15 protein-coding genes are annotated in these 25,371 nt (G+C 43.1%); all 15 read right to left on the bottom strand.

The window, feature by feature from the left end; genetic code table 11:
- Positions 1-79: 79 nt before the first annotated feature.
- Entirely contained in the window at positions 80-901 is an 822-nt protein-coding gene (locus tag O0550_RS09215) for an alpha/beta hydrolase (protein ID WP_003339873.1), read from the bottom strand.
- A 116-nt stretch (positions 902-1,017) separates the two neighbouring features.
- Positions 1,018-2,655, bottom strand: coding sequence for an AraC family transcriptional regulator (locus O0550_RS09210; protein ID WP_258426103.1), 1,638 nt, complete (start codon positions 2,653-2,655; stop codon positions 1,018-1,020).
- A 366-nt stretch (positions 2,656-3,021) separates the two neighbouring features.
- Positions 3,022-3,498, bottom strand: coding sequence for a hypothetical protein (locus O0550_RS09205; RefSeq protein WP_258426102.1), 477 nt, complete (start codon positions 3,496-3,498; stop codon positions 3,022-3,024).
- 407 nt (positions 3,499-3,905) lie between these two features.
- The gene (locus tag O0550_RS09200; RefSeq protein ID WP_258426101.1) at positions 3,906-4,193 is read right to left on the bottom strand and encodes a hypothetical protein; all 288 of its coding nucleotides are present in this window, start codon (positions 4,191-4,193) and stop codon (positions 3,906-3,908) included.
- A gap of 11 nt (positions 4,194-4,204) precedes the next feature.
- Positions 4,205-5,842, bottom strand: a complete 1,638-nt coding sequence (locus O0550_RS09195; RefSeq protein WP_258426100.1) for an SWIM zinc finger family protein — start codon at positions 5,840-5,842, stop codon at positions 4,205-4,207.
- A 69-nt stretch (positions 5,843-5,911) separates the two neighbouring features.
- On the bottom strand, positions 5,912-9,463 hold the full coding sequence (locus O0550_RS09190; RefSeq protein ID WP_258426098.1) for a DUF4132 domain-containing protein: 3,552 nt from the start codon (positions 9,461-9,463) through the stop codon (positions 5,912-5,914).
- 33 nt (positions 9,464-9,496) lie between these two features.
- Positions 9,497-10,639 carry a VWA domain-containing protein gene (locus tag O0550_RS09185; RefSeq protein WP_258426097.1) on the bottom strand — a complete coding sequence of 381 codons (1,143 nt, stop codon included), beginning with the start codon at positions 10,637-10,639 and terminating at the stop codon, positions 9,497-9,499.
- Positions 10,624-13,005: a DUF5682 family protein gene (locus tag O0550_RS09180; protein WP_258426096.1), complete on the bottom strand. Its 2,382-nt coding sequence runs from the start codon at positions 13,003-13,005 to the stop codon at positions 10,624-10,626. The genes O0550_RS09185 and O0550_RS09180 overlap by 16 nt, the downstream gene beginning before the upstream one ends.
- On the bottom strand, positions 12,966-14,066 hold the full coding sequence (locus tag O0550_RS09175) for an ATP-binding protein (RefSeq protein WP_003339890.1): 1,101 nt from the start codon (positions 14,064-14,066) through the stop codon (positions 12,966-12,968). The genes O0550_RS09180 and O0550_RS09175 overlap by 40 nt, the downstream gene beginning before the upstream one ends.
- Positions 14,067-14,412: 346 nt before the next feature.
- Positions 14,413-14,709 carry a hypothetical protein gene (locus tag O0550_RS09170; RefSeq protein ID WP_003336465.1) on the bottom strand — a complete coding sequence of 99 codons (297 nt, stop codon included), beginning with the start codon at positions 14,707-14,709 and terminating at the stop codon, positions 14,413-14,415.
- A gap of 193 nt (positions 14,710-14,902) precedes the next feature.
- The gene (locus O0550_RS09165; protein ID WP_258426095.1) at positions 14,903-16,045 is read right to left on the bottom strand and encodes an FAD-dependent monooxygenase; all 1,143 of its coding nucleotides are present in this window, start codon (positions 16,043-16,045) and stop codon (positions 14,903-14,905) included.
- Positions 16,046-16,056: 11 nt separating this feature from the next.
- On the bottom strand, positions 16,057-16,476 hold the full coding sequence (locus O0550_RS09160; RefSeq protein ID WP_163245560.1) for a DUF3995 domain-containing protein: 420 nt from the start codon (positions 16,474-16,476) through the stop codon (positions 16,057-16,059).
- Between the two features lie 7 nt (positions 16,477-16,483).
- A complete protein-coding gene (locus tag O0550_RS09155) occupies positions 16,484-17,080 on the bottom strand; it encodes a TetR/AcrR family transcriptional regulator (protein WP_428994074.1) in 597 nt (198 codons plus the stop codon).
- A 386-nt stretch (positions 17,081-17,466) separates the two neighbouring features.
- Positions 17,467-22,983 carry a non-ribosomal peptide synthetase gene (locus O0550_RS09150; protein ID WP_258426093.1) on the bottom strand — a complete coding sequence of 1,839 codons (5,517 nt, stop codon included), beginning with the start codon at positions 22,981-22,983 and terminating at the stop codon, positions 17,467-17,469.
- 67 nt (positions 22,984-23,050) lie between these two features.
- Positions 23,051-25,363 carry a bifunctional Gfo/Idh/MocA family oxidoreductase/class I SAM-dependent methyltransferase gene (locus tag O0550_RS09145; protein WP_258426092.1) on the bottom strand — a complete coding sequence of 771 codons (2,313 nt, stop codon included), beginning with the start codon at positions 25,361-25,363 and terminating at the stop codon, positions 23,051-23,053.
- Positions 25,364-25,371 lie beyond the last annotated feature (8 nt).

Genomic DNA, 25,371 nt, shown 5'->3' with positions numbered 1-25,371 from the left:
ACAATAACAAAAACGCATGCACCTGTCTGTTAGAACAAAGCATGCGTTTTTGTTATATGTACCTTTTCACACGATGCGATTATTTCCAAGCCAATGCAGATCGAATAACGAGTCCGATGTATGGGAGAAGAACGGATAGATGACCCTCATCATCAAAGCAACGATATTGAACCTGCAAGCCAGGAATGTTACTGGAGGATAGACGTTCATACATCTCTTTGGCATCCACGACCATCTCAGCCTTTTCCTCACTGCCTATCCCTATCAAAAGACTAGTTTGCATAGGCTCTGCTGTTGATTCCTTCGCTTCCTTAGCAAAACGTTCTGCTAATGGAAACAGAAATTGATTTTTCCACCAAATAGATGGACTTCCGGCAGCATAAACCTGAAAAGCCTGACGCTTTGTAAACATCGTATATAATGTAAACAGTCCGCCCAAGGAATGACCAAATAACGTCTGACGATTACGGTCAATGGAAATCTCCTGTTCAATCAACGGCTTCAACTCTTCTTCAATGAATGTCAAAAATACATCTGCTCCGCCTGTTGTCGGCCATTCAGAGCCGTCCTTGCGATTAGGGAGCTCCGTTTTATCAGCATACACGGTGTAATCATAGAACCGTCGATTCGTTTCAAAGGGTTGATCAGTATCATATCCAATACCAACTACTACTGCTGGCTCAAGCATGTGCGGTCCACGCGTCTGTAGGCGAACAGTCTCCGCCATCGAGCCAAACGCTGAATTTGCATCCAGCATATATATAACCGGAAAACCAGTCTCGGGTGCAGGTACTTCTGGTTTGTACACCATAATTCGGTATGATGCACCACGATTGCTTATTACTGTCCGTTGCTCTGCCCCCGGAATGGCGAAGGCTGAACGTTTTTCTGTTTGTTTCATCGCCAAATTCACCCTCTCCTCACCGCTGCCTGCACAAATCATCCAACTGATAACCATTATCAACATTGATCATAGCGAATTAGCCATCGCAGTACCATAGACAATATCCAGAACAATTATGGACGATTTACAGCTAATAGCTCCGTAAGATGATCAAGCATTCGGAGATGGGCATGCGGGGAATATTCCAGCCACGGATCAGAAGTAAGCATATGAATTCTGTTCTGCTGAACCGCTGACATGGTTTGCCACTGCGGTTCATTTTGGATTTTTTCCCAGATAGCCAATGTTTCGCTTTCCTGACGAATCATCATGAAAAGGCGATCAGCATTCAATGCTTTCAGCTCCTTTATGGAAATGGGCTTAGTAGCATCTAATGCTTTATTCACACTAGCTGGTTTCAATTGCAAATCATCAAACAGCATGCCTGAGATCCCACGATTATTTTGGATAAACATATTTTGCTGTACTAATCGGATCACAACAACCGATTCCTTCTCCAGCCCAGGCTGCAATCGCTCTTTTACCATTTGAAGTTTCCGATCGTACTCCTCAAGCCACTTCTCTGCTTGCCAGGACTCTCCCAAAAACTCCGCTAGAAGGCGAAACTGCTGACGCCATTCCATTTGCGACACAGAGAGATAGAACACGGGAGCTATTTTTTCTAAGGCCTGCTTTTCTATTTTCGGAAGATTATCATTTGCAATGATGACGTCTGCTGATATCTGCTTAAGCAGCTCTATATTTTCCTGCCAGTTCTGGTTTTGACGATACGCGCTGATATGAACAGGGATTTCATTGCGATATTCTCGATAATAATATTCCGTCCACTTGGGGTGAAGTGGAGCGGCAAACGGCATAATATGTAGCGGTAATAAATAGCCTACATGCGCCGGGCTGTATGCCACCAGCTTTCGACGGCGACTTTTCATATAAACATTAGGTGAAACACCTATCTCCTTCTTAAACTTACGGCTAAAATAGAATTCATCCGCGTAGCCTACCTGATGAGCGATGTCGCGCAGCCTAGCATCTGATTGCGCCATAAGTCGCTTCGCTTGCTGTATTCGTAGCTTAGCAACATACTCCATCGCGCTTATCCCGTATTTTTTTTTGAACAAATCGACAAAATATTTCGGACTGATTTCGGCCACCTGTGCCAGCTTATCGATCGTTAATGAATCGGTATAGTGTTCCTCCATGTATTGCTTTACATATTCGAGTGCTGAATATGCGTTTTCCGGCTTCGTCCGGCAATTCTGATTGATATAGAACAGGATTTCCTGAAAATCGATCTGACAACGAAAACGGCCTGTACGAGCTTTGCTTTGCCAACGACGATTCAAATCCTCACACATGGATGCCAATTTATCAGAAGGGTAAACAGAGATTTTCCCCTTATAAGGAAACAACTGTTCATCCTTGCTTATCGTCATACAGCTTACATGATTGGGCTCGTGCCTAAATACATCGAAATATAACACATAGAGCTCCATCTCCTCACTCAATGCGAGTGTTCCAAAGGTTTGTCCTGGTCTACATACGTACACTGAATTTTTATCCAGTTCCCATTGCTGATGATCCAGTACGAGCTGCACTTCTCCACTGGTCATGACAATAAGCGCATAGGAAAAAGCAAGTTGTTGCTTCAATTGGCAAAGAGCCCCACCCTTCACAGCCTCAATGGATCGAAGTCTGAAGGATAACTCATCAAGCATACATTTATCAGTGCTACGGCATATCCTGTTGTCCATCCTATGTACACCACCAATATCCATCATTTACCTACAGCTTTCTATGCATATACACTGATCATTGCGAAAAAGGCAGGTTTTATTTTTCATAACATCCACTTTACCAAATGAAGCTAGAATTTTCTATTTTAACAAATCATGCTATTTGACTTACCGCTAGATAGTAAAAATGATACCATTTTTCGTTTTCCAGAAAATATATTTTTTATTCTGACAGGAATTCATCGATGTTTACTTCTCAATAGCGAAAATCCAAAAAGGAATCTATAAAATTCAAGGGGATTCCCAAGGCAAGCTACCTAGGAATCCCCTTTAGCGTGTATGAAGAAAAGTGAACGCTTTCAATCTTAGCATGATCAGCAAAAATTACAGATCAATATCGAAAATCGTGATGCTAGCAAAATCAATCTGGAGCAATGTGTCAGCAGGTAAAGGATTTGGTGAGGACAGTACCATCTGAACCTTATCCCCTTTATGAAAGAGTTGGGGTAATAAAGTGGAGGTTACATAAGTTGTATCGAGATGATTGGCATGAAAGCTTGTTTGAGATGGAATAATCGTGTCCCCATTTTGAAGTAACTCGAATGTAAGAAGAGAAGTAGGATTTGCTGGGGGAGGAGAAGAAATAGTAGAGATTTGTATGCTAAATTGCGTGAGATATATTGCAGTCTTGATAATCGTAATGGTGTCGGTTGTTGGCTCAAATATAATGCCAAATGCATTTGAGGCGCTATTCAAATTGATGACTACAGGCACTATGTTAGCAGGACGAATCACTTGTGGAAGAAAGTCATTTGTAACATAAGTAATTTTTTCATCTGACCTACATATGTGTCCAGACATAACATTTACACCTCCTATCAATCCCTCTAGATATTGAATGATAAACGGAAATGAATTGTGTTAGGCGAATACCCATTCTTTAAAATGGTTATGTAGGAAGAATACTTGTTATACAGAAGTCAATAAAAAATTACTGATATTCAAGGAAGTCTTACCTCTTTTGAACAAGAGTATGTAAAAAACAAAGGAAGTATGCAGAATATCCAGAAATTGGAGCATAAATTTTATCAAAACATAATAATGGGTAACATCCTAGACAACATAGGGAAATGTACAGCAACCAAACGATTGGCTCGTTTTGCACAAAAAAAGTGCCCCTATTCATAGGTGCACCCGAAACATATCTGAACAGCTTTTCATGTATTTTACCCGACTCTGAGTTTTTTCAAAGCCTAAAAATCATTCTATTATAGAGAGGTATCTTTGTTAATAAACTCCATATACTGACAAAGATAAAAATAGCTTTCTGTTACATCAGCTATATCTGCTCTGCTACTCCGCACATATGCCCTCCCCTGCGCCTCTATTCTCTCTAGCAACTGTATCAAAAAGTTCATGTCCAATTGCCTTGCAGCCGTGATAAATTGATTTACTTCCTGTATGTCTTGCTCGTTTATTTTCGCTAAACCCTTTAACAAAAGCCGTTCACTCCACGGATTTATTCGATCAACAAGCTGCTCCAGCGCATTCATCATGTATCACGCCCCTAAAAATCCAGCTTCAGATTGGTCACTGCCTCGCCTTTTAAAAAGCTGATTGGATAGATATGCTGTTCATAAACGTGAGCAAATATATAAAAATCACGAAGCTCTAAAAATTTCTTATCCTTCTCTAAAAAAGGAATCGTCTTTTCCCATTCCTGGTTATAGGGGATCGTCATCACAAGCTCATTGCCCTTCTGATCATTGACAGTAAAGATAAAATTTTGCGTTCCTTGTTCATAGGTCGAGCCGTTTACCTTACTTACTTGTATGATAGCCAATTGCTCCTGTCTGCCCTGGAATAAAGCCATATGCTGATCTCTAGCGTGCCTTTCGTTCCAATTATGAATAAGGAAATCCCCCAAATCCACATTCTCAATGGATTCTCTTGATTTTAATGCTAGCAGCGTTTCCTCACTTGAAGAGATGCGTTGCTCCTGATTTACTTTACATGCTCGTAGCTCAAGCTGAGATCGAGATAAATCATTCATCCTCCACTCTCTTCCCCAAGGAGATCTCTGCCCATACTGTTCTTTAAAGTGAAATTCGATTCCTTCATAATAAACAGGTCTCGAATCCGTATAGCTATATATTTTTTTATCATCTGTGCAGTAAAAGTAATAGGTAATCCCTTTATAGGAGGATCGGGTCACCCACGGATTCGCTCCTAGCGCATATAGTCGCAATCTGGGAATTGTGTAGTATCTACTTTTAAAACGCCCCATTACCTGTCGTAGTTGCTCCTGACTTTGTTCTTTTTCTAAGGCAACCGTACGTAAATAGGTACTTGTTAGCTTTTCGAGAAATGCTTTTTGAGAAAAACGGATATGCCGCTGAAAAAACAGCGTTACTTGTCCATGGATATTTCTCATATCCTTTTCCAATTGAGCTAACTGCCCATTATGCGCTGCAATGGCTAAAACTTCTAATCTTGCACAAATCGTCTCAGGTAATTTAGCCAAGCCCAGACTAATGATTTCCGTTATGATCTGCTTGCTATCCTGCACCACGTCCAACGAGTAATTGATTTGTTTATTTGTTTGATACCACGAATCATCAATCACCTGATGTATTGCTCTATACCTAAGAATCGCTTCTAATCTATGAATACAGCTTTCTTTTTGTTTACAGCTACAAATGCTCTTCCGTATATCTGCCTCTTCCATAAAAGAAACCTCTACGTCCTGCCAGCTCATTTTTATGGTAAGGAACGAACTCTCTCCTATCTCTAGCTCCTCTGCATAGGAAATCCGAAACAGAACCTCCTCCACCTGTGCTTCCGTAAACTGATCGTATATTTCACCCAAGGGCTTGGTAAGAAGCCACGAAAAATCGGCAGGCTTCGCTTCTACCTTCGTCTCATAATTTTGCTTATAGGATAAGAGAGCCATTATGATATGTTTACAGATTTTCTCTGAGGGACAGCTACAGACATGGCTATTCATATCAGCTTTTACATGACATACAATCTCGTCTTCTAGCTTACAAACCACCTGATCAGCTTCAAACGTAAATGCCACCTGTAACCCTTTTTCCATATCCTTCACGGCACGATTATATAAGCCTTTGTTCGCATGTTTGATCAGAAATTCTTCTGTACAACGTGCTATAAGTTGCTCAAATTGAATTAAAAAATCTGTCATACGCACCTCTTTATTGAAAAATAGCTTCAGCACCGAGGTGAGATTTCTCCCACCTCAGTACGTAGCCTATTATTTTCCTGTAGCTCGCATGATATCGAAAATCGTTTCACTAAATAAACGCGGTGAAATAGTAGAAATCGGTAAGGGCTGGCTCTTTTCATAGTAATAATAACGATCAAATTTATTAGTATAAAAAGCTAAGCTTTCTAAAGAAATATCATCCATGCCATCATAATAAGAAATACTAGCACCACTGAATTTTAGCTCTACAATCATATCCCCATATTCTTTATAGAACTCATGGTAGAAGCCCGCATCCTGTGCCATTCCTTTATACCAGCCATACTTCTCTATTGTTTTAGGAAAGGCAGTTGGTGAATATTCTTCTGCTGGCAGATCGGTAACTCTATTCGTTTTTAGATGTTCTTCGGTTGGGAAGTAAAGCTTTCGATCCAACTGAGGAAATGGCTGCTTTATTTCATAATCCTCAAGCTGTGTTTGCCATGCTTGCAGATCGTCTTTTGTAAGCTCGATTGGATGCACCAATCCAATAAGCGCATCTTCCTTGCATTCATACTCTTCTTCATCTACCGTATTGAAAGTACCATCTTCCATGTAACGGAAGGTATCTGTTAGTTTGCCATCCTCATACACACCCCAAATAAGACCAATCGCAAATTTCTGCATCATCACGTTTTCTACAAAGAGATTTTTCCAAGCTGTTGTGCTCCACAGCCTTTGTTTAGAGAGCGATTCTTCCAGTCGTAAGGATTGAATCGTAACGAGGTTTTTTACATCCTTCTTCAATTGGGCGAACTCCAATTTAGCTTGCTCAGCTAAGGTAGCATCATCCTTTTGTGCAGGTGCAGGTAAATTTTTAACTACCTTTCCCGTTTCATCATTGGTTACATGTAATTGGCGGTCATTATTTACTTTTACGGTAAACGTTCTCTGTCCGTAGCTAAAAATACGCTTTCCACGTTGATCGAAGCCTAGTGTCGTAACTAATCGATCCTCTAATTCCTCAGGCGTTATGTTTAAGTTGTGTGCTGCCATGGTTAGGGCTTCTGCTGCCGCTGCCTTCACCTGTCTATTTTTCACAGTTCGTTTCATCTGATCAATGGTCACAAACGCCGCTATTTCTTGCATAAAGGACAGGGCTTTAACGGCATCTGATGCAAGTGCCCCTCGTCCTGCTTCCGCCCATACCTTGATCTGTTTGCTTAACTCATCTATGATTCTTCGATCTCCCAGAGAGGTGCATACAAACAAAACCCATTTTTCCTTAGCAGGGGCCTGATTAGCCAGCCATATCGTGTATAATTCCATTGCAAAATCAGCTAATGAATGGGGAGCAGCATAGTCCTTCACCTTTAAAACATGAGGGTTGGGTGCTGTCGTAAAATCAACAGATTGTGTCAAAATGTATTCTTTTACTTCTGCATCCAGCTCCCCGCCTTCTTTATCTAGCAGTACTGGCAATTGTTCAATCACCAGCCATTTCAACCGTACTAGCTTTCTTTTGTCTACTACGGTTCCAAATGTTGCATGTGCCTTATCTGGACTTTGGTTAGCAGCATCGATTACATTTTGCAGTAACGTTTTGAACTTAGCACTCGTCTCATTTGATAGTAGCTCCCGATAAATGCTTTGATAGTCCTCTACTCCGCGCAGGGCGTCTAAGGCCAGCTCTTTTAGCTTAGCTTTCTTTTCCGTTTGATAGATACGAATATACAGGTCTTTGTTTTTTATATTCGTAAACTCTGCTTGCGCTGTGCTGCTTGCTTTTTTAGAAGTATCTTGCAGACCCAGCTGAATGGCTTGATAGTAGTAATCTTGGCTTAGCTCATTCTTTTTCTCAAAAATATTTTCTAAAATGGACGTTCTTGCTTCGGCACCTAATTGGCTATACAATTGTAGACTTTTTTCGATATTCCCTAAAACAATTCTTTGGTAAGAATCCTCTGACAGCTCGCTGTAGTAATCAACTGAACCTTTATAATTAAGGATATGAAGTAAAAAACGATCAATATTCACCTGTGGATGATCCGCATACGCAGCTATCCATTTCTCAGGGTCAAATGCTGATGAGGAGAACAGCATATGAATAAGGGACATGTTCTCTTGTTGGGTCCCATAATGACTGAGAAAAGCGACAAATCGTTCAATGATCGGATTCTCCACTGGTAGGAACGTGAATAAAAATAATTGATCCTTTATATCATAGGAATTAAATTTAGTAGCAGATGAAGCTGGTTGCGTAAATTCATCCAAGATTTCTTGCAGGGACATCTTTTCGGTAAGGTAGCGATAGAGCTTATGAGTTCTGTTATTTTCCTTGAGAGAAGCAAGCACCATATCATGCAATGTGATATTCTGATCTGACATATCAATCCCATGATCCTGAAGTGTCTTGAATATATATCCCTTCATTAACCAATCCGACACAAGCACCATCGCTCTTTTCGCTCTCTCGGTATTCACAAGGAATCTTTTTTCTACCGTCTGCCACTCCACTCGATAACCACGCATTTCCCTAATTGCGTAGATAATTAATTCATAGGGTTCTGTCAATGGTATAATCCCTTCAAGCATTTCATACAGGTCCGCTTCCTGCTCTCGATGACCGGAAGATAAGGAATTGATTACATCAAGCGGGAGAATTTCATAGAGCAAGGTCATTGCACCTAATAGCTTTCGATCTAGTTCATTTTGTTGCTCTAAGAAATTGGCTTTGCTGCCTCGTACATTTACTCGGTAGAGAAGAGCCGCCGGAACTAGCATTGCATATAGATTAAACTCAGAACGGCTGAGAGTTTTCTCTGGTTGAGACTCAGGAATCAGTTGAAGCTGCTTTTGAACAGCCCCTATCTTCTCCTTGTGGATTTGTTTATCCAAATAAATAGCCGATACACAATCTTTTTTCGCCAAGGTACTAGAAGCTAAGGCTTTGATTGCTGTCGAAATCTCTTGCTGTAAGCCCTCTACATTCTCAGTAAGCAGGTAGTACATAAAGGGTTGAATTTGCTCCTTTATCTCTTCAAGATAGCTGCTATCAATAAGAGACAGATAATGGAGCGTTAGCAACAGAGGAACAGCAGATTCTGTGACGGAATATGAGTTTTTTATACTTGATGTATAACTCTTCATGAGCGTGTCGACATAAAAGGAAACCGCTGCATCTCCTATATATTTCTTCGTATCACACAGTTGGCGGACGACGATCTGTTTTTGTTCCTCTACATCCTTGTTGGTTTGTGACAGCATGATCGTTTTCATAAAATTCTCAATGCAAATACGAAGTACATTACTTTTATGGCTTTCATTTGCACTCGTTTTAAAGAGGATAGCTGCTGCTCTAAAGAAGGCTTCGTCTGTCCCGTTTTTCCCCATCTTTTCTAGGTGAGACATGCAACCGTAGGCATATACTTTTGGATGGACGAGAATACTAGGGAACTTGTCCGACTCACCAGATACATAAGCAATGATCTGATTATACTGATTGGAGTCAATGGAATAGCTTTGTGGATTATGTCTGGAGTAATGTCCAGGGTAGTCTTTCACAAATTTATCAGCAAATTGAGTGATTAACGGATTACTTCCTATTTTTTTTAAAACCATCGAAAACCCTCCTTAATATGCCCTCTAATAAGGTTATGAGGTGATAATCTTACCAATCCAACGCGCAAGCTCATCTGGCGTAATGGCGGCAACATGCGCTCCCATATCGGCCAAGGTGCGTGCGGCATGCTGGTTATATACCCCGTTTCCTTCAAAATCCAATGCAGTCAAAACCAAGAATCTACAGCCCGTATCAATAATCTCTTTACTTGTACGATACATGTCATTAATAGGGTAGCCTTCCTCCAAATCGCTCACTAAAATAAATATTGTCTTGTTGGGGTTTTCAAGCAAAGTCTTCCCATATTTCAGCGCCTTTGCGATATGTGTCCCTCCTCCTAACTGAACACTCATCAATAGATCAACAGGGTCTTCTAATTGATCTGTCAAATCTACTACCTTTGTATCAAAAATGATGAGGTTTGTTTTAAGAGAAGACAGTTGATGAAAAATGCTTGCCATGACAGAGCTGTATATTACCGAGTCCAGCATACTCCCACTCTCATCTACAGCTATAATAATGTTCCATTTATTTTGTTGCTGGGTATTGCTGTGAAAATATACTTCATCTAAAAATAAGCGTTTTTTTTGTTTATCGTAATTCTTCAGATTTTTTCTGATTGTTCTCTTATAATCCAGATTTTTAATTGACTTTATGTATCCCCTGCGATGATAATTTCGCTTGCCCACAACACTCGTTTTTATTTGAATTTCAAGTGTTTTTTTTAATTCCTCTACCACTCTTCGCACCATGTCCTTGGCAGTTTTGACCACTTCGCCCTTCATATATCCTTTAAATTGAAGAATATTTTTTAGCAATGTCATATTAGACTCAAGCTTTTCAAGCATTTTTTTGTCCGTGAGTAGCTCGGTCATGTTGTACATTTCAATCGCTTGCTTTTCAAGAATCTCAACCGTTTTCTTCGGAAAAATGGTCCGGATTTTACGTATCCAGGTAGGAACAGTAAGCTGGGAGCCTCCCTGTCCGCCTTTTACGCGATACCCTTGCTCTTCTTTATACTCTCGATTGTAGAGGTAGCCTAGGATGTCATCTATTTCAGAGTAGGTAAAATCGGCCTCTTCATAGCCATCAATACGGTTTAATGATTCTTTGGAATTCTCACCCAATAATAACCTCCAGCGATTGAGATTCTCTTTGTTTATATGAGGTTCCATTTTGCAAACTCCTTCTCTATAGCCTGATCCATCTTCCTCGCCTGTTGCAGTAGTCGTTCCTCAATGACTGGAGCTTGCACATCCTCCTCGGTAGTTTGGAATATAGCGGCCACTTTCTCTGAAATAAGCATGATCTCCATAGGTGTAAAATAAGTAAAGGCTAAACGCAGCTCTGGTGCGATCTGCAAAAACTCCTCATAGGACAGCTTGTCAATCAGATTGTTCAAATCCTCTAGCAACTGTTTATCGTGTAAAAGCACATCACGAGCTATTGTAAATACCCCTTGTAAATACGCTGCAGTATGCAACATGTTTTCAGGAGTACCAAGCATGTACGCCCTTGCTTTTAACGCGATTTCCTCTCGATCCAATACGTCCAGATTGCATAAAATAGCGATGATAACGCCGTTAAGCCGAGGCAAAATATCATTGACGGCAAGGAGACTAGCAAGTTGATCTCTAAAAATATCAACGGAAAGCCCCCAGCTCTCCTTGGAGGAAAGCATGTAAAGAAATTTCAGGTATTCTACGATGTGGTTTATTTCATCTGGGTTAGGCTTTGTGATCTCATAGATTTTAGTTACTGCATGGTAATAGGTTTCCTCTATGAGCTTTTGCAATCGGTCCGTTTCCTTCAGCGCAAATAAGCGTTTTTGTTCCGAAAGAACTGTAAGTGTTTGAAGAGTTTGACACAGAGAGACAAAGCTTCCATCTTTCTTGACAAACTGTTCAACCAGATCGAAAAGCTTGCTGCTCAATTCCTCTAGTCCCATGAGCATTGACTTCAAAAGCCATTTAGCTGCCACTCTGCTATGATGATCCGGAAGCTCCTTCATACACTCCTCGATTTTATGAATCGCCGCTTCTCGAACGCTTCCTCCGTGAATCGAATTTTCGATGAGTCTTGCTTCTATGTAGGAGGAGTAGCTGTAGGCCCAGGTTTCTCTCCCTAAATTAATATTGCGATTTTCGAGCCAATCAGGCCCCGTGATTTTTTGACAGAACTCTGGTACTAAAAACTGTAGACAGTGAAAAAAGTAACTAGTCTCTCGATGCAGCGGTTTAGCATACAGGTCTACTGTTTTCTTATTTTTACTGGTTGTATGTAGCTTTACCTTATATGTTTTGCCTCTTTCTTTAAAATCGCGTACAATCGGCACATCTAAATCATTCTTGGCAATTTTCCCAATTTTATCGCCCGTGAGTAGCTCTCGTAATGTATCTAAGGGCCGTGATGTGGCAAGTGAGAACTCGCCTTTTACAAATGCAGAGGTAACAGCATCAAGCAGCTCGTAGGCCCCGCCCTCCGATTTGGAACGAAAACTAGCAAGCCCCTGTACTAAATGATAGGCTTCAATAGCGTCTGAAACTGACGCCGTTTCTCCTTTTTCTCGCAAGCTCTTTATTAATTGGGCCAAGAACAGAACCGCACTTTTGTTATAAGGCTGGGCCTGCTTCTTCTGAATTGCCCTCCAGACCGTGTCATAGTAATTCACATAGGGCATTCCGCTTGCATACCCATTTACGTGATCCGCTTCACGAAAGGTATATACCATCGGATATACTTTTTCATTTTTTACTTGTTTGATTTTATAGGTTGCATCTCTATCCTCTAGTAATCCATAGGTATGGAACCCTCCTGTAACGACAAGGATTCTCGTATATTCTTTTTGTGCTTTTACAATATTGTTCTTCATATGTGCTTCACGGATGAGGTGCCCTTCTGTCTCTAGCATCTCTTCCTCATAGCACATTCTGGAGAAATAACAGTATGTATATACTTCCTTCACGAAATCCTTAGTAGATTTCTTGAGTCCTTCCACTTCAAAAACCTTTTCCCAAAGCTCATTAAAATGCCGACAGTTCAGTTTTTGGCAAAGTTGTTTAATAAAAATTGAACTGGCAAGCAAAGTTTCGTCATGATAGGAGATTTTTCGGGATTCTTGCTTATCATCATGCCCATGTTCTTTACTTTCTTGCTGACTTCCGTAGCTTATATCAATGAATTGGGCGGGAATCCCTCTTCGTTTCGCTTCCTTTAAAGCTACATATTCAGGTGAATAATCTAGCAGGGGAAAATAGCAGGCATAGCTATGCTCTTCTTTCCTGTAGGCATAATAGATACTGACGGGTGGCGTTGTATCCTCATGTGTCAGTATTTCAATCATATGATTGCTATTCTCTGGCCCTTCCAACAGAATAATTTCTGGCTTATAGGCCTCAATCGTTTTTTTAAGGTGGAAAGAACAAGCAGGGCTGTGATGACGAATCGGGAAATAGACAACCTGATTGGCAAAATTATAAATTTTTTTCTCACATAGCTCGGTTATCTGATCCATTTCTTCTGATTGTAAAAATCTCCCCATAAGCCCTCTTCCTTTGCCCGTTGTTTCACAACCTTTGAAAAATAGGTTTGTAGAATATGAATATCCTTATGATTCTCCTTCGCTACAGCACCCAGCATATTTTGAACCAATCGTTCTAAAGTAATAGGCTTATGATCATAAAAATAAGAGGTCATCGCACTCTGAACATAGACCGAAACAGCTTCAGCAGTACTCATGACGGCTTGTGGACTATCAATTTTATAGCCTTCCAACGTTTCTCCTGTTCGCAATTCTAAAAACGTGGTGGCGAGAACTTCTACAATGGAAGAGTCAACAGCAATATCAATCCCACTTTGTTGCAGCATGTTCCTAGATTGGGATTCAATAATTTGCGCCTCCATTTTCACATGGTTGATAGGGAAAATCGTTTCAAAATTAAATCTACGTTTTAAGGCACTGCTCATTTCATTTACGCCTTTATCACGGATGTTTGCCGTCGCAATGATATTAAAGCCTGGTTTTGCAAACAAAATCCCATCTTCAATTTCAGGTATGTTCATCACCTTGTCGCTTAAAATGCTAATTAATACATCCTGGACTTCAAACGGGCATCGTGTAATCTCTTCAAAACGGGTAATGATGCCTTTTTTCATCCCTGTATATAAAGGAGAAGGAACTAAAGCCTCAAAACTAGGACCTTTATCTAATAGCATGGCATAATTCCAGGAATACTTAATCATGTCCTCCGTCGTCCCAGCAGTACCTTGAATCGTATTGGTACTTATTCCTGATATCGCCGCTGATAATAGTTCACTTAGCATTGTTTTTGCCGTCCCTGGTTCACCCACTAGCATTAGCCCTCGATTACCAGCTAATGAGACAATGGCTCTTTCAATTAGCACGTCATCGCCGTAAAATTTCTTCGTGATGGTGATTTCTTCCTCACCTAGCTTTAGCGGAGCCTCTGCACCCAGAATAAAATCTCTGACAGATTTCGGGGACAATAGCCAATTTGGAGGTTTAGAACCTTTGTCATTAGCTACTAGGGCTTTTAGCTCGGTTTCATACAACGTTTCCATCGTGGGCTTCATGGTCATCATAGGCTCCATAGCACATCCTTTCTTCTAGCATTCCTTCCCGGATTGGAAAGGTATTCCTTTTAATAAGGAAGAACTATACATGGTATAACAAAATATGAATTACTACCACAAGGGCAGAAAGTCTCAATGTAGGGTTTACGGGCATTAACAGCAATATTATTGGGTAAAAATTGGGATTGTTGGATGAAATTTTGACATAACTTTCTGGTTTTACGTTTTTTTATGCATGGCACTACAGTGACTTGTCGTAGAATCTCAGATTTTTTTTGCTATAACAACATAAAAAGACGCTAGAAGCGCCTTTTTATAAACAGCGATATATAGAAAAGAATTTATATCTTTTAGTTTATTCATCAACTTTTTTATACGTAACTAGCCAATTATCACCCTCATCTTCGACCTTCTCTAAAACATACTTAGTAAGGGCATAACAACCTCCGCTCATTTTTTCAGTCGGAATACTTTCAATAGTAGGGAAATCTTCTTTTGGTAGTATCCCTTGTAAATAATCACTTGCGGGAGCAATAGAGTACTTACTGTGATCTATTGAGATAGGTGCAGCACTAACTACGGACCCTACTGACAGAACAGCAAAACTCAACATTCCAACAGCCATAACTCTTCTCATTTGGTTTTTAAACACAATTGTTTCCTCCCAAGTAATATATTTGTTTTACCTGTATATAATTTACCATTAAATCAATAAAAATGGATAAACCTGGGATAAAATTAAATAATAATTATATGAATATTTCTAATGTAAAAATAGACATAAAAAAATAGAAAGCAAACCTCTCTAGTTGTACTGCTAGAGAAGCTTGCTTCTATCGGCTAGCTTAAAATTCTACATGAAATAGATTGCTTACTTGTTTATTTTGTAGAGAAGCTGGTGTGAGTCTCATGACACTATTTCGCAACCCGCAAAGAAGTGGGCTATCTAATTGGGCAATTTTACCTACTTTAAGAGATAGCTGAGAGATTGCTCTTACTCTTTCTATTCGTCGCATCTCGAATGCTCGATAGGCTAACTCGACAGTCGAATGCTGTATGAAACAACGTGCAAGCTCTAAGGCATCCTCGATTGCCTGGCAAGCCCCTTGTCCCAAATTCGGCGTTATCGCATGTCCCGCATCACCGAGGAGGAGCGAGCGACCGGAAATAAATTGCTCAGGAGTCTCTAAATCAAATATATCGTTATGAATCATCTTATCATCAGGGGTTCTTGATAATACCTGCGCAACTGGAGAATGATATCCCTCAAATATTTGGATGATATCCTTAATCCGATACTCTGCATACCGCTTATCCCCAGATGGTCCATTGACCAAGGCATACCAATAGGTTCGTTCATTTGTTAATGGTATGACGCCAAAACGTCCCTGTGCAGCCCATGTTTCAGTAAATTGCGAATCCTCTCCAGAATCTGGCCAGCATGGAGCAACACCACGCCAGCAAGTATAGCCCGAGTATCGTAGCTTAATGGAAGGAAACAGCTTCTTCCTTACAACCGAATGGATACCGTCTGCCGCAAGTAAATAATCTCCCGAAACCTCAGTCTGATCTGCAAAGGTAACGGTTACACCATCCTCATCCTGCTTAGTATCAGAGCATACCTTTCCAAAAATAACAGTGCCTGGTCGTAGGGCTGAGAGTAGGATTTGATGCAATTCCGCTCGATGAATGGATACCGTAGAATACTGCTGTGAGCTTGTAGAAATTTCAGATAATACAGAACCTTGTTTGTTTAGAATAGCAATGCCTCTAGGACTTACATAGCCTTGCTTTTGCACTGCTTTGTCTAAGCCTAAGCGTGCTAGGGCTCTTAAAGCATTAGGAGCGATCATTATTCCAGCTCCAGCAGGGCGAATCTCTGGAAAGCGTTCATACACTTTTACATCAAGTCCTAATTGCTGTAGCGCAATAGCAGCTGTCAGGCCAGCAATGCCTCCACCTATAATCAGAAAAGATTTATTTTTCATCTCTTCTCCTCCTATCGACTGATTGCATATAAAAAGCTGAAACATAGCCATAAACAAATCGGTGTAAACAGATAAGTATCATACGTAGAAAAACGTGTATGCTTCATCCTCTTAAATAACCCCACGTATCTACCATCGCCCACGCTTCTAAGTCCAAATACGGCCATACAAATCCAGCATCCCCACTTTACAAGTGGATGAGAGGAAATGGATAAGAAAATCCCAGCACGTGCCATCAGAAGCAGTGCCGCTCCAAGCAACAGGAAAGCAACAAGCAAGGTAGCTAAGGTGCCTGGGACAAATGTAGGCTGTTGGGATTCATCGGTAGGTATAACAACACTTCCTCCCCATTTTCCGCCAAACGCCCAATATACGTGCATGCAGCTAATACTCACCAAAAGTAGGACAGACATCCCAAGAAGAATATCCATTTATTCCTCAATCCTCCAAATGACAAATACCTTGCCAGACAATCTCAAATTGGCGCTGAAAAATGTTTTCTATCTCCGTAACGTCCGTGTCTTGAGATAACCAAACCATCAGCGAATTAAAATAAATACCCATAAGCACAGCAGCAACATCCTCCGTATTCATATGCTCGGAAAGCTGACCGCTTTTTTTGGCATCATCAAGTATGGACATAATGGCTTCTAGAAATTTTTGTACGACACCCATTTCCTCTTGAATATGTAAGGTAGAACGCATCAATTCTAAAATAATGAGTCGAATTAAATCGGAATGCTCTCTATAACGTGCAAACAAATTGTGAAAGAGCAGCGTGAGCTTTTTCTTTAAATCCGGCTCATCAGCGTAGCGTATTACCCCTTGATAAAATGATTCCAGTTGTGTTTGGCCTAGATGAAGTAGAATGGCTTCTTTTTTGGGAAAATAATTATAAAACGTGCCTTTCGCGATGCCGCATGCCTTTGTAATTTCCTCAACCGTCACATTCTCGAAGCCTTTTTCTTTAAATAATTGTAAAGCCTGCATGAAAATGTGTTCCTTTAGCTCTTGTTTCCTTACATCCCTTAACAAGGTAACCATCACCATCCATTCTGATTAAATGACCACAGTCATTTTATGACTACAGTCATCATTATAGACAGAAAAGGAATTTTTTTCAATATTTATTTATTGTTGGATGTGCTCTCAGATTAAAGCTACTCTTCTATGTAAAAGAGCAAAAAAACCTCCACAAAAGCGAAAATGTCAGAGCTTTTGTGAGTTTTTATTTAGAGAGATGGATTCTGCAAGGGTATTTAGCTTCGATGGCTTCGATGGCTTCAGTCCCAAGGCTGTTTTTTCGTATGGCAAGGCAAAAGAAGAGGGATGCCCTCTCTGGTGAACCCGCTTTAATAGGTACACCTAAGACATCCCTCTTATACTATCTTCCCCTATTTAGTTCCTCGGAGTGCTTATTTTTAACCAAGTGGTACTGCTAACAGACGTGCCAGATCCCTTACGTTCGGTTCCGCTATGCAACTAAAATGGTTCCCGCCGATTGCTATTACTTCTAGTTCACCCAGACAAATGTCTGTCCAGAAATCAACGGTCGTCTCATTGGTGCGCGGTAAAAATAGAAACGGCTCGTTTGCCAACAACAAACGGATGTCCCCCATGTACGGTGGAGGTGTGAAGCGGGCAGCCTTAAAGCTTTGATGAAAGACCTTGCACAAGCCTTCCGCCATTTCAACAGGCATTTGCTCTCCAGTAGCTTTGGCAATTGCTTCAACATAAGCCGTAAAGCGTTCTCTCCTGTCGAGTGTAGACAATCGTTGGAATAGCTCACCCACCTTGTCAAGTCCGTCATCCCCACCGATAGTGCATCCAGAGCCTTGTGGAATAAAATGTCCGTGCTTCTCAATAAGCTGCATGATACCTCGGGCCAAATCATCCTGTTGGACTCCACCAAAACCAGCTTGTTCAAGCGTGATATTCAGATTTGGGACGAAGAGTGTTTCGACCAGCAGATCATCATCGAATTCCGTGATAATCGGCGGAATGTCAATTAGAACTAGGTCTGCGAGATGAATTCCCCGTTCAACAAGGCGTCTGGCTACTTCGATTGCAATTAAACCGCCTAGGGAATAACCAATAAGCTGCATCTGCTTTTGACCGCTTTGTAGCAGGCACTCCGCATAATCGTCCGCAACTGCCTCGATGAGTTCGGACGGATCAAGCGCGCAATATCGCTCGATATCCGCGATGGCGATTCCCACTACGTTCCCCAAATTCTGTTCTTTTAGTTGTTCCAGAAGTGGACGGAAACTGTCCATTGTACCCAAGACAGCGTGGAACACAACTCTCAGTGGGCCTGTCTCCTTGCCCCCAAATGGAATAATGACTGCATTGCTTGAATTTCCCTGATTTTTTAGCCAAGACACTTCCTGATTATGATTTTGTTTTCCTTCTGAACTGCGTGAGCGTATGAATTCTGCCAATGCAGCCACGGTCGGATAGTTCAGCATTTGTCTGAGCAGGGCATCAAAAGGAATTTCCCCGTGTGTAGGGTCCTCAGCCAATTTGTCACGTAGCTTTCCTGCGACTTGCGCCATGATGAGTGAATCAGCGCCGTGTTTGTAAAAGCTTTGCGTTCTGCCGATTCTAGAAATACCCAATGCTTCCGCCCAAACTTGAGCAAGCTGTTCTTCCAGCATGTCCAGACCAGCCTCTTCTGTTTCTGCTATGGTGTTTTGTACATTCGATGCAGGCCGCCATTTTGCCAATTCACGCCGATCTATCTTGCCGTTTCCGGTAAGTGGAAGTGCATCTATAATTTGCAGATGGGAAGGAAGCATATAGGCGGGAAGATGCAGGGAAAGGAAGCTTTCCAGCTCGTCCGCTCTCACTGGCAATCTGTCCTGTTTATAACGTTTGGCAAACAGATGGAAGCCTAGAGAAGAGAGCTTGTTATTTTCTTCAGGCAACGATAGAACATTTTCGTCCCCTTCCTCCTGTAGCAGTTGCATCCATCCTTCATGGTCCAGATAAGAAGTCTCGGCTCGCAACAGATCGCCCGGCTCCATCATCATAAACGCCTGAGAAGCTAGTATCCATAAGTGCTCCACAGTTGGTTCCGTAAATACGAGCCAGCCTCCAGGGCAAATGAGTTCTTTCAGCCTGTTCATGCTTGCCGGAATGTCACGTGCGTTTTCCAATACCCCAGCAGCCAGCACCACATCAAAGCTGTTAGGAGCCAACCCCTGTGCTCGATAATCCTTGTCTACATCAAAAACTCCAAAGCGGACATTTGGGTATTGTCCAAAACGGGCTTTAGCTCCCGGAATGAAAAAGGCAGCAACATCTGTAAATACATATTCGACATCAAAGCCTTCTAACGCTTTTAAGACGTTCTCTGTTGTTGCACCGGTACCCGCTCCGACTTCCAAAATCCGCAAGGTCTTGCCGGTCTGCTGTTGGGCGATGCGTTGTAAAAGTGCGCACATGCACTGATTGAGATAGGTAGCCATGACATGCTCAATATACAAGGAGCGTACGTGGTCGAGCTTACCCTCGGGGAATAGCAAGGAAACCGCATCCTGCTGACCGCTTAGTAGCTCCGGCAGCTTTTCTGCATTTTTTCGCACATAGGCGGTAAAGCCCGCTGTTTGAAGCATATTTGTCCACGCTGTCTCTGCCTGTGTCCAATACTCATCTACCGTCTTAGCGTTTTGCAGTATCGAGCAACTGAACTGTTTTTCAGGGTGCTCAAGCAGCATGCCAGCTTCTGTCAGCTTTGCGATCCAGCGTCGCACAATCCACTGATACTGGGGAAGGATTCCGTCAGATTGCAGAATGTCTTCCATTGAATATTTTTCATTATTGGTAAAGAACCCTAGCTTTTGCAGCGCGGCTAGCATGGAATGGAGCACGGCCTGATCAAGGTCAGCCATCGCCGACTCGATTTCTGCTTTACTCAGTCGATCTGCTACAGCGCTGGCTTGCTCGCCGATCCCGTTTACCAGCATTGTAAATTCGGCATTTTCTGCTTCAGGATTCCGGTCTTTTTGGCGATCGGCTTCCACAACACCCAGCAATACTTGTTCATCGCTCGTACTATCTAGCACAACACCAGCTGCGGCGACGGCAGGATGCTTAAGTAGAGCGGACTCAATTTCACCAAGCTCAATCCGATGGCCTCTGATTTTGACTTGGTTATCCTCGCGACCCAGAAACTCGATTTCACCGCCGGGGGTGTAGCGTCCTAAATCTCCGGTACGATAAAGCCGCTCTCCATCTGCATGGTGTAGCAAAAATCGCTCCTGAGTAAGTGCCGGATCACCCGCATAGCCCTCGGCCAAGCCATGTCCAGTAATATACAGCTCTCCCGTCACCCACACCGGGCAATCACGCATTTGTGAATCTAACACACGGAATCCCTGATTTGCGAGCGGCAGACCGTAAGGAATACTGCTCCAGTCAGCTTCAAGACCTTTATATATATGGTAATTGGACCAAATGGAGGCCTCTGTAGCCCCACCCAGACTGACGATTTGTACAGAAGGCATTCGTTTTTGCATTATGTCAGGCAGCGTCAGAGGAATCCAGTCACCGGAAAGCAGGGCCAGACGCAATGCTAATGCATCTATGCTAGGTTCAGAATCTAAATAAGTGACCAGCATTTGCATTAAGGCTGGTACCGAATTCCACACGGTAATCCCATGCTCAACCATTAGCTCGGCCCAGTGAGATGGGTCGGTCTGTCGATCGGCATTCGGATAAACTAATGCACCACCAACGGACAGCGGGCCAAAGATATCATAGACGGACAGATCAAAGCTTAGTTGAGCAAGACCCAGCACGCGATCTTCATTGTTGACAGTAAAGCGGCGATTGATGTCCGCAATGGTATTGGCTGCTGCGCGGTGACTAATGACAACCCCTTTCGGCTGACCAGTGGAACCAGAGGTGTAGATGATATAAGCTGGTAAGTCCGGATTTGCTGGTGATTGGATCGGCTTATCCTGAGATGGCTCAACGTTATCCACTTCAATTGTTTGCAGGTTGCTTGGCAATGACAGTTGTATTGTGGACGTCGTTAAGACAAAGCGGACATTCGCTTGCTCCAGCATAGCCTGACGACGTAATTCTGGCTGCTTTATGTCAAATGGAACGTAAACAGCTCCAGCTAGTAAAGCACCCAACACTGCTGTAACCTGATGCGCGCATTTGTCCATCACGATAGCAACGCGATCCTGAGCTTTGCAGCCAAGCTCTTTTAATTTGTTAGCCACAGCAAAAGCACGTTTCACCAGCTCTTCGTATGTCATGTAACCTTCGCTATCAAACACGGCAGGACGGTCTGGATTTGCCAATGCTTGCTTTACTATTTGCTCGTGCAGGCAATAGTCCGGCAAGGGAGCCGCTGTCGCGTTGACACTGTTGCGTTCTGCAATCTGCCAGACAGGTAACGTAATCACATCCCCTGTCTCCCAGACTTGCTCGGTTCTAGCCAGCGCATGGAGCAATTCTGCAAACGCATCAAACATGTCGTCAATCATTTGATCTGGGAAGACACCCTCTCGCACGTCCCAGTTGACTTGTAGCCCTGCTGAGCTATCCATAGCCTGACAATCGATGAAAACCTGCGGCGTTTGGCTGATACCGTACCCGGAGATTTTACCTGTTAGCTGGCTGCCTTCCGAGGGTTCAACAAGCCCGATCGCACTTGTAAACACTACAGGCATCAAAGCAGCTTCACGTCCGCGTCTGCGTGCCATTTCTCGCATAACCTCTACACCAGAAAACAAGCGATGATCCAAATCTTCAAATAGCTGTTTTTGAATGGTACGCGCTCGTTCTTGGAAGGAGCGCTCCGCATCCAAATCTACGGCAAGCAAATTGACCGATGTAAAGTCGCCGACAATATCATGGACTTGCTCATGTAAGGGCTGCCGGTTTAATAACGTCAGATTCAGACAAAAAGCACTGTTTCGACTCCATCGCTCAATCACAGCGGCATAGGCAGTCATCACAGCAGTTGTTGGTGTCAATCCACGTTTTTGAGCTCGTTGCTTGAACGTGTCCCAGGCCGTTTTGTCCAATCGGATGAATCGGCGTTGGAAGCGGGCCTCTCCTGCGTTTTCGTGCTGTCTAGTTAAAGGTAGGTCTGGAGCTTGGGGCAACGTATCCATTCGTTGTTGCCAATATTCTTTATCCCTGACGTACGCCGTTGTTTCCTTTAAGCTGCGCTCGGCGATTAGATAATCACGGAATGTAAGGGATAGCTCAGGCAACGTTCGTTCTGACTCTTTGTAGAGCATCTCAAATTCCGCCAATAGTAGCCAGATACTTGCCCAATCGGCGATGAGAAATTCCATGGATACATGAAGCACGGTATTATCACTCATTTTGGTCACGCCAATATCAAACAAGGGCCAACGAGCTGTATCGTAAATACGATGCCCCATTTTTTCACGAATGTCCCCAAGTCTGGCTGCTGCCTCCTGTTCAGTCAAGCCGCTGGTGTCGGTATAAGCCACTTCGAAGTGCGGTACACTCTCCAGAACCCGCTGCTCTCCATTTTGATCGATCGTTGCCCGTAGCATATCATGGCGAGCTATGAGCAGATTCCAAGCTTCCTGTGTTCGTTTATGATCGAGCTTGGGATAGTCTAGTTCCAAATAGATGTGGCATGCCACACCTCCGTAACCAAACAGATCATGGCGTCCCAGCAAATAAGCTGACTGCACATCTGTCAGCGGGAAAGGTTCAAACCGGGCTTGAGGATCAGATATGACCGTCACTGGTCGTTTTTCGGCATGCAATAGAGCCAAAATATCTTCTTTATGCTCTTTTAGCGCTTGTAAATCGCCGGCTGCAAGCGTTCCTTTGGGTGCTCTGTAGCGTAGGCTTCCATTTTCTTCCCATAGAAAAATTCCTTCATTGCGAAGGCGCGTCAGCAACTCGGCACAATTCGTCTTGAGGTTTTGGGGCATATGTACACACTCCTATTTTTTGAGCTTGACCATTTCGTTATAGATGGATGACGCTACAGCAATGCTGCTATACGTCAGCATCCGCTTCCTTCCTGACAACAAATAGCTTTTGTCCCAGGGGAGCGAGCGGATGCTCTTCATTCGGCAGTATGACAAACTCCTTGGCACCTGCGCCCTGTATGACATCAGTCCACTGCTGAACAGACATGAAGGTTGATTGCGTGTTTTTCCGATCGTCCTCGGGAGGAGTCATCATAAAGGCCTGTGAAATCAGCATCTCCACAAATTCCCGAGTAGGCTCTGTAATGACCAACCATCCTCCCGGAACAAGACTTTGCATGAGATTGCGGATGACCTGATCCGTGTCGCGCGCATTGTTAAGCATGCCTGCCGCAATAACGATATCGATGCTTTCAGGTGTCAATCCCTGCTCAAACAGATCTTTGTCAATATCGACAGTCTGGAATCGCATCCAAGGGTAATTTTTGAAGCGTTCACGAGCTGTTGAAAGGAAAAAGTGAGACACATCTGTATACAGATAATCCAGATTCAACTGTTTGGAAACGGATGCATTCAGCCGCTCCACAACTACATCCGTGGTTGCTCCCGTCCCGGCGCCTACCTCCAGAATGCGTAGAGAAGCCTTAGAGGAAGTAGACAAAGAAGAGGACGTAGCCTGTTTGATAGCAGCGATTCGCATCACCGCTTCTGCTACCGATTTATTTAAATACCGCGCTATAAGCGTATCCCGATACAGAGCATTAGCAACATTCATGCGTCCCTCGGGAAATAATAGCAGTGCGGCCTGTTGACTATCATTCATCAGCTCCGGGAGTTTATCGGCATTAGCCATGAGATAGTCGATGACCATCGGAGAGCCAAGTTTTCCGTTCCATGCTTCCTTAACTAACTCCCAACGACGCTGCACCTCATCTGCTGTCATCTGAATCGAGCATTGATACTTTTTATCGGACTGCGTTATATAACCGCGATCCGTCAATATCTGTAACCAACGCATAATGACAGGCTGATGACGTGATGCTACCTTCGCGACAGAGAAAATGTCTTCCATTCTATATTCCTGTTCGGCTGTTATAAGCGCTCCTTGCGATTGCAAGGCAAACAGCATGGAAGATAAAGCTGCTTCATCTAGTCGTTCAATGCACATTCTCACTTGTTCAGCGTTAATCCCTCTCCATTCTTTCTCAGCATATGCTGTGCAAGAAAATACATCATTTTTAGTCAAAGGATCGACTGATGACTCGGTATGATCGCATGCAGCTTCCGCGATACGAAAGGCAGCTTCCTGTAAAGACTCGATCGACAACGGTTGATGATTGCTGTTGGAGCGTAGCACTGGATATCCCAATGCCTGAGTCCAATCCTGCCACTGACGCGAGCATAAAAGCTCCTGTTGCGCCTGTGTATCCATTACAGACTTGTCAACCTGCCCGAAGATCATCTCCCGCATTGCTAATAAATCCCTACCGATGGCCCGGGGCCACTGCGTCATTAGAATGTCCTTATAGCTGATAGGCTCTGCTGGTCCCAATATTTGCGTGCTATTTCCAAGCAAGTGTGCGGGTGGTGCCGCTGACAGTTGCTCATGAATGTTCGGAAGATCCGGAACATGCAAACGCGGCTGCCACACAACAGGACCATGCGTATCTGTAAGTGACAAACTGCCACCTGCCACGCCAATTGTTACCCGATGCAGTAAATGAAGGTGGTTGTCCGGATCATGGGGATCAACCTCATTATGGGCCCGCAGGGTAATCGGAATTTTTCCAAGCAGGCCGGTTAACACTTGAAACGGTCCCTCATCCTTGATGACATGACTGATTTTCCATGGACGAATGGTCGGCAATGCTTCTTGCAGGATGTGCATCAGCGGGAAAGAAACCTGAGTGGAACACACAGCATCAATGTATAGGGCTGGTTGTTGTTGTAGCATTGTCTGGGCGCATGCAATAAAACGGCGCACAGCAGGCAAATGTACATAGAGATCCCCTGTCTTGAAATGTACGCCATGCTGTCGCGCTACCTTGAGGCAAAGAGCTAAGTCTTTGTGATGGATCGGCTGTTCAGAAATGACGTGAATGTTGCGAGCAAGCAGTTTAAGCGACATTTCAGTGCCATTGCCGCCCATGACTGTGGAGCGTACTACGACGCAAGCAAGATCAATATCGTCAGGAAGTTGCTCAATATCTGTATATAACTCAATACCGTAACGTTCTGCGCAACTTCGGGAGCGCTCGCTGCCCTTTGCCAATAAACCTACCAATTCAAACTGTTCTGGCAATGCTTTAACAGCCTCCAGATAGAACTGTCCAAATCGGGAACCACATACCACGGTACGCAACCTACGATTCTCTATCATATGCCACC

The organism is Brevibacillus halotolerans, assembly GCF_026891775.1.
GTDB classification, from domain to species: Bacteria; Bacillota; Bacilli; order Brevibacillales; family Brevibacillaceae; genus Brevibacillus_B; species Brevibacillus_B halotolerans.
This window is presented reverse-complemented; position numbering and strand designations above follow the sequence as displayed.

Bases quoted from the DNA above. Each gene is read 5' to 3' on its own strand.
- O0550_RS09185 (WP_258426097.1), bottom strand. From the start codon at position 10,639: ATGGAACCTCATATAAACAAAGAGAATCTCAATCGCTGGAGGTTATTA.
- O0550_RS09150 (WP_258426093.1), bottom strand. From the start codon at position 22,983: ATGCCCCAAAACCTCAAGACGAATTGTGCCGAGTTGCTGACGCGCCTT.
- O0550_RS09200 (WP_258426101.1), bottom strand. From the start codon at position 4,193: ATGATGAATGCGCTGGAGCAGCTTGTTGATCGAATAAATCCGTGGAGT.
- O0550_RS09180 (WP_258426096.1), bottom strand. From the start codon at position 13,005: ATGGGGAGATTTTTACAATCAGAAGAAATGGATCAGATAACCGAGCTA.
- O0550_RS09210 (WP_258426103.1), bottom strand. From the start codon at position 2,655: ATGGACAACAGGATATGCCGTAGCACTGATAAATGTATGCTTGATGAG.
- O0550_RS09215 (WP_003339873.1), bottom strand. From the start codon at position 901: ATGAAACAAACAGAAAAACGTTCAGCCTTCGCCATTCCGGGGGCAGAG.
- O0550_RS09175 (WP_003339890.1), bottom strand. From the start codon at position 14,066: ATGATGACCATGAAGCCCACGATGGAAACGTTGTATGAAACCGAGCTA.
- O0550_RS09195 (WP_258426100.1), bottom strand. From the start codon at position 5,842: ATGACAGATTTTTTAATTCAATTTGAGCAACTTATAGCACGTTGTACA.
- O0550_RS09165 (WP_258426095.1), bottom strand. From the start codon at position 16,045: ATGAAAAATAAATCTTTTCTGATTATAGGTGGAGGCATTGCTGGCCTG.
- O0550_RS09205 (WP_258426102.1), bottom strand. From the start codon at position 3,498: ATGTCTGGACACATATGTAGGTCAGATGAAAAAATTACTTATGTTACA.
- O0550_RS09160 (WP_163245560.1), bottom strand. From the start codon at position 16,476: ATGGATATTCTTCTTGGGATGTCTGTCCTACTTTTGGTGAGTATTAGC.
- O0550_RS09145 (WP_258426092.1), bottom strand. From the start codon at position 25,363: ATGATAGAGAATCGTAGGTTGCGTACCGTGGTATGTGGTTCCCGATTT.
- O0550_RS09190 (WP_258426098.1), bottom strand. From the start codon at position 9,463: ATGGTTTTAAAAAAAATAGGAAGTAATCCGTTAATCACTCAATTTGCT.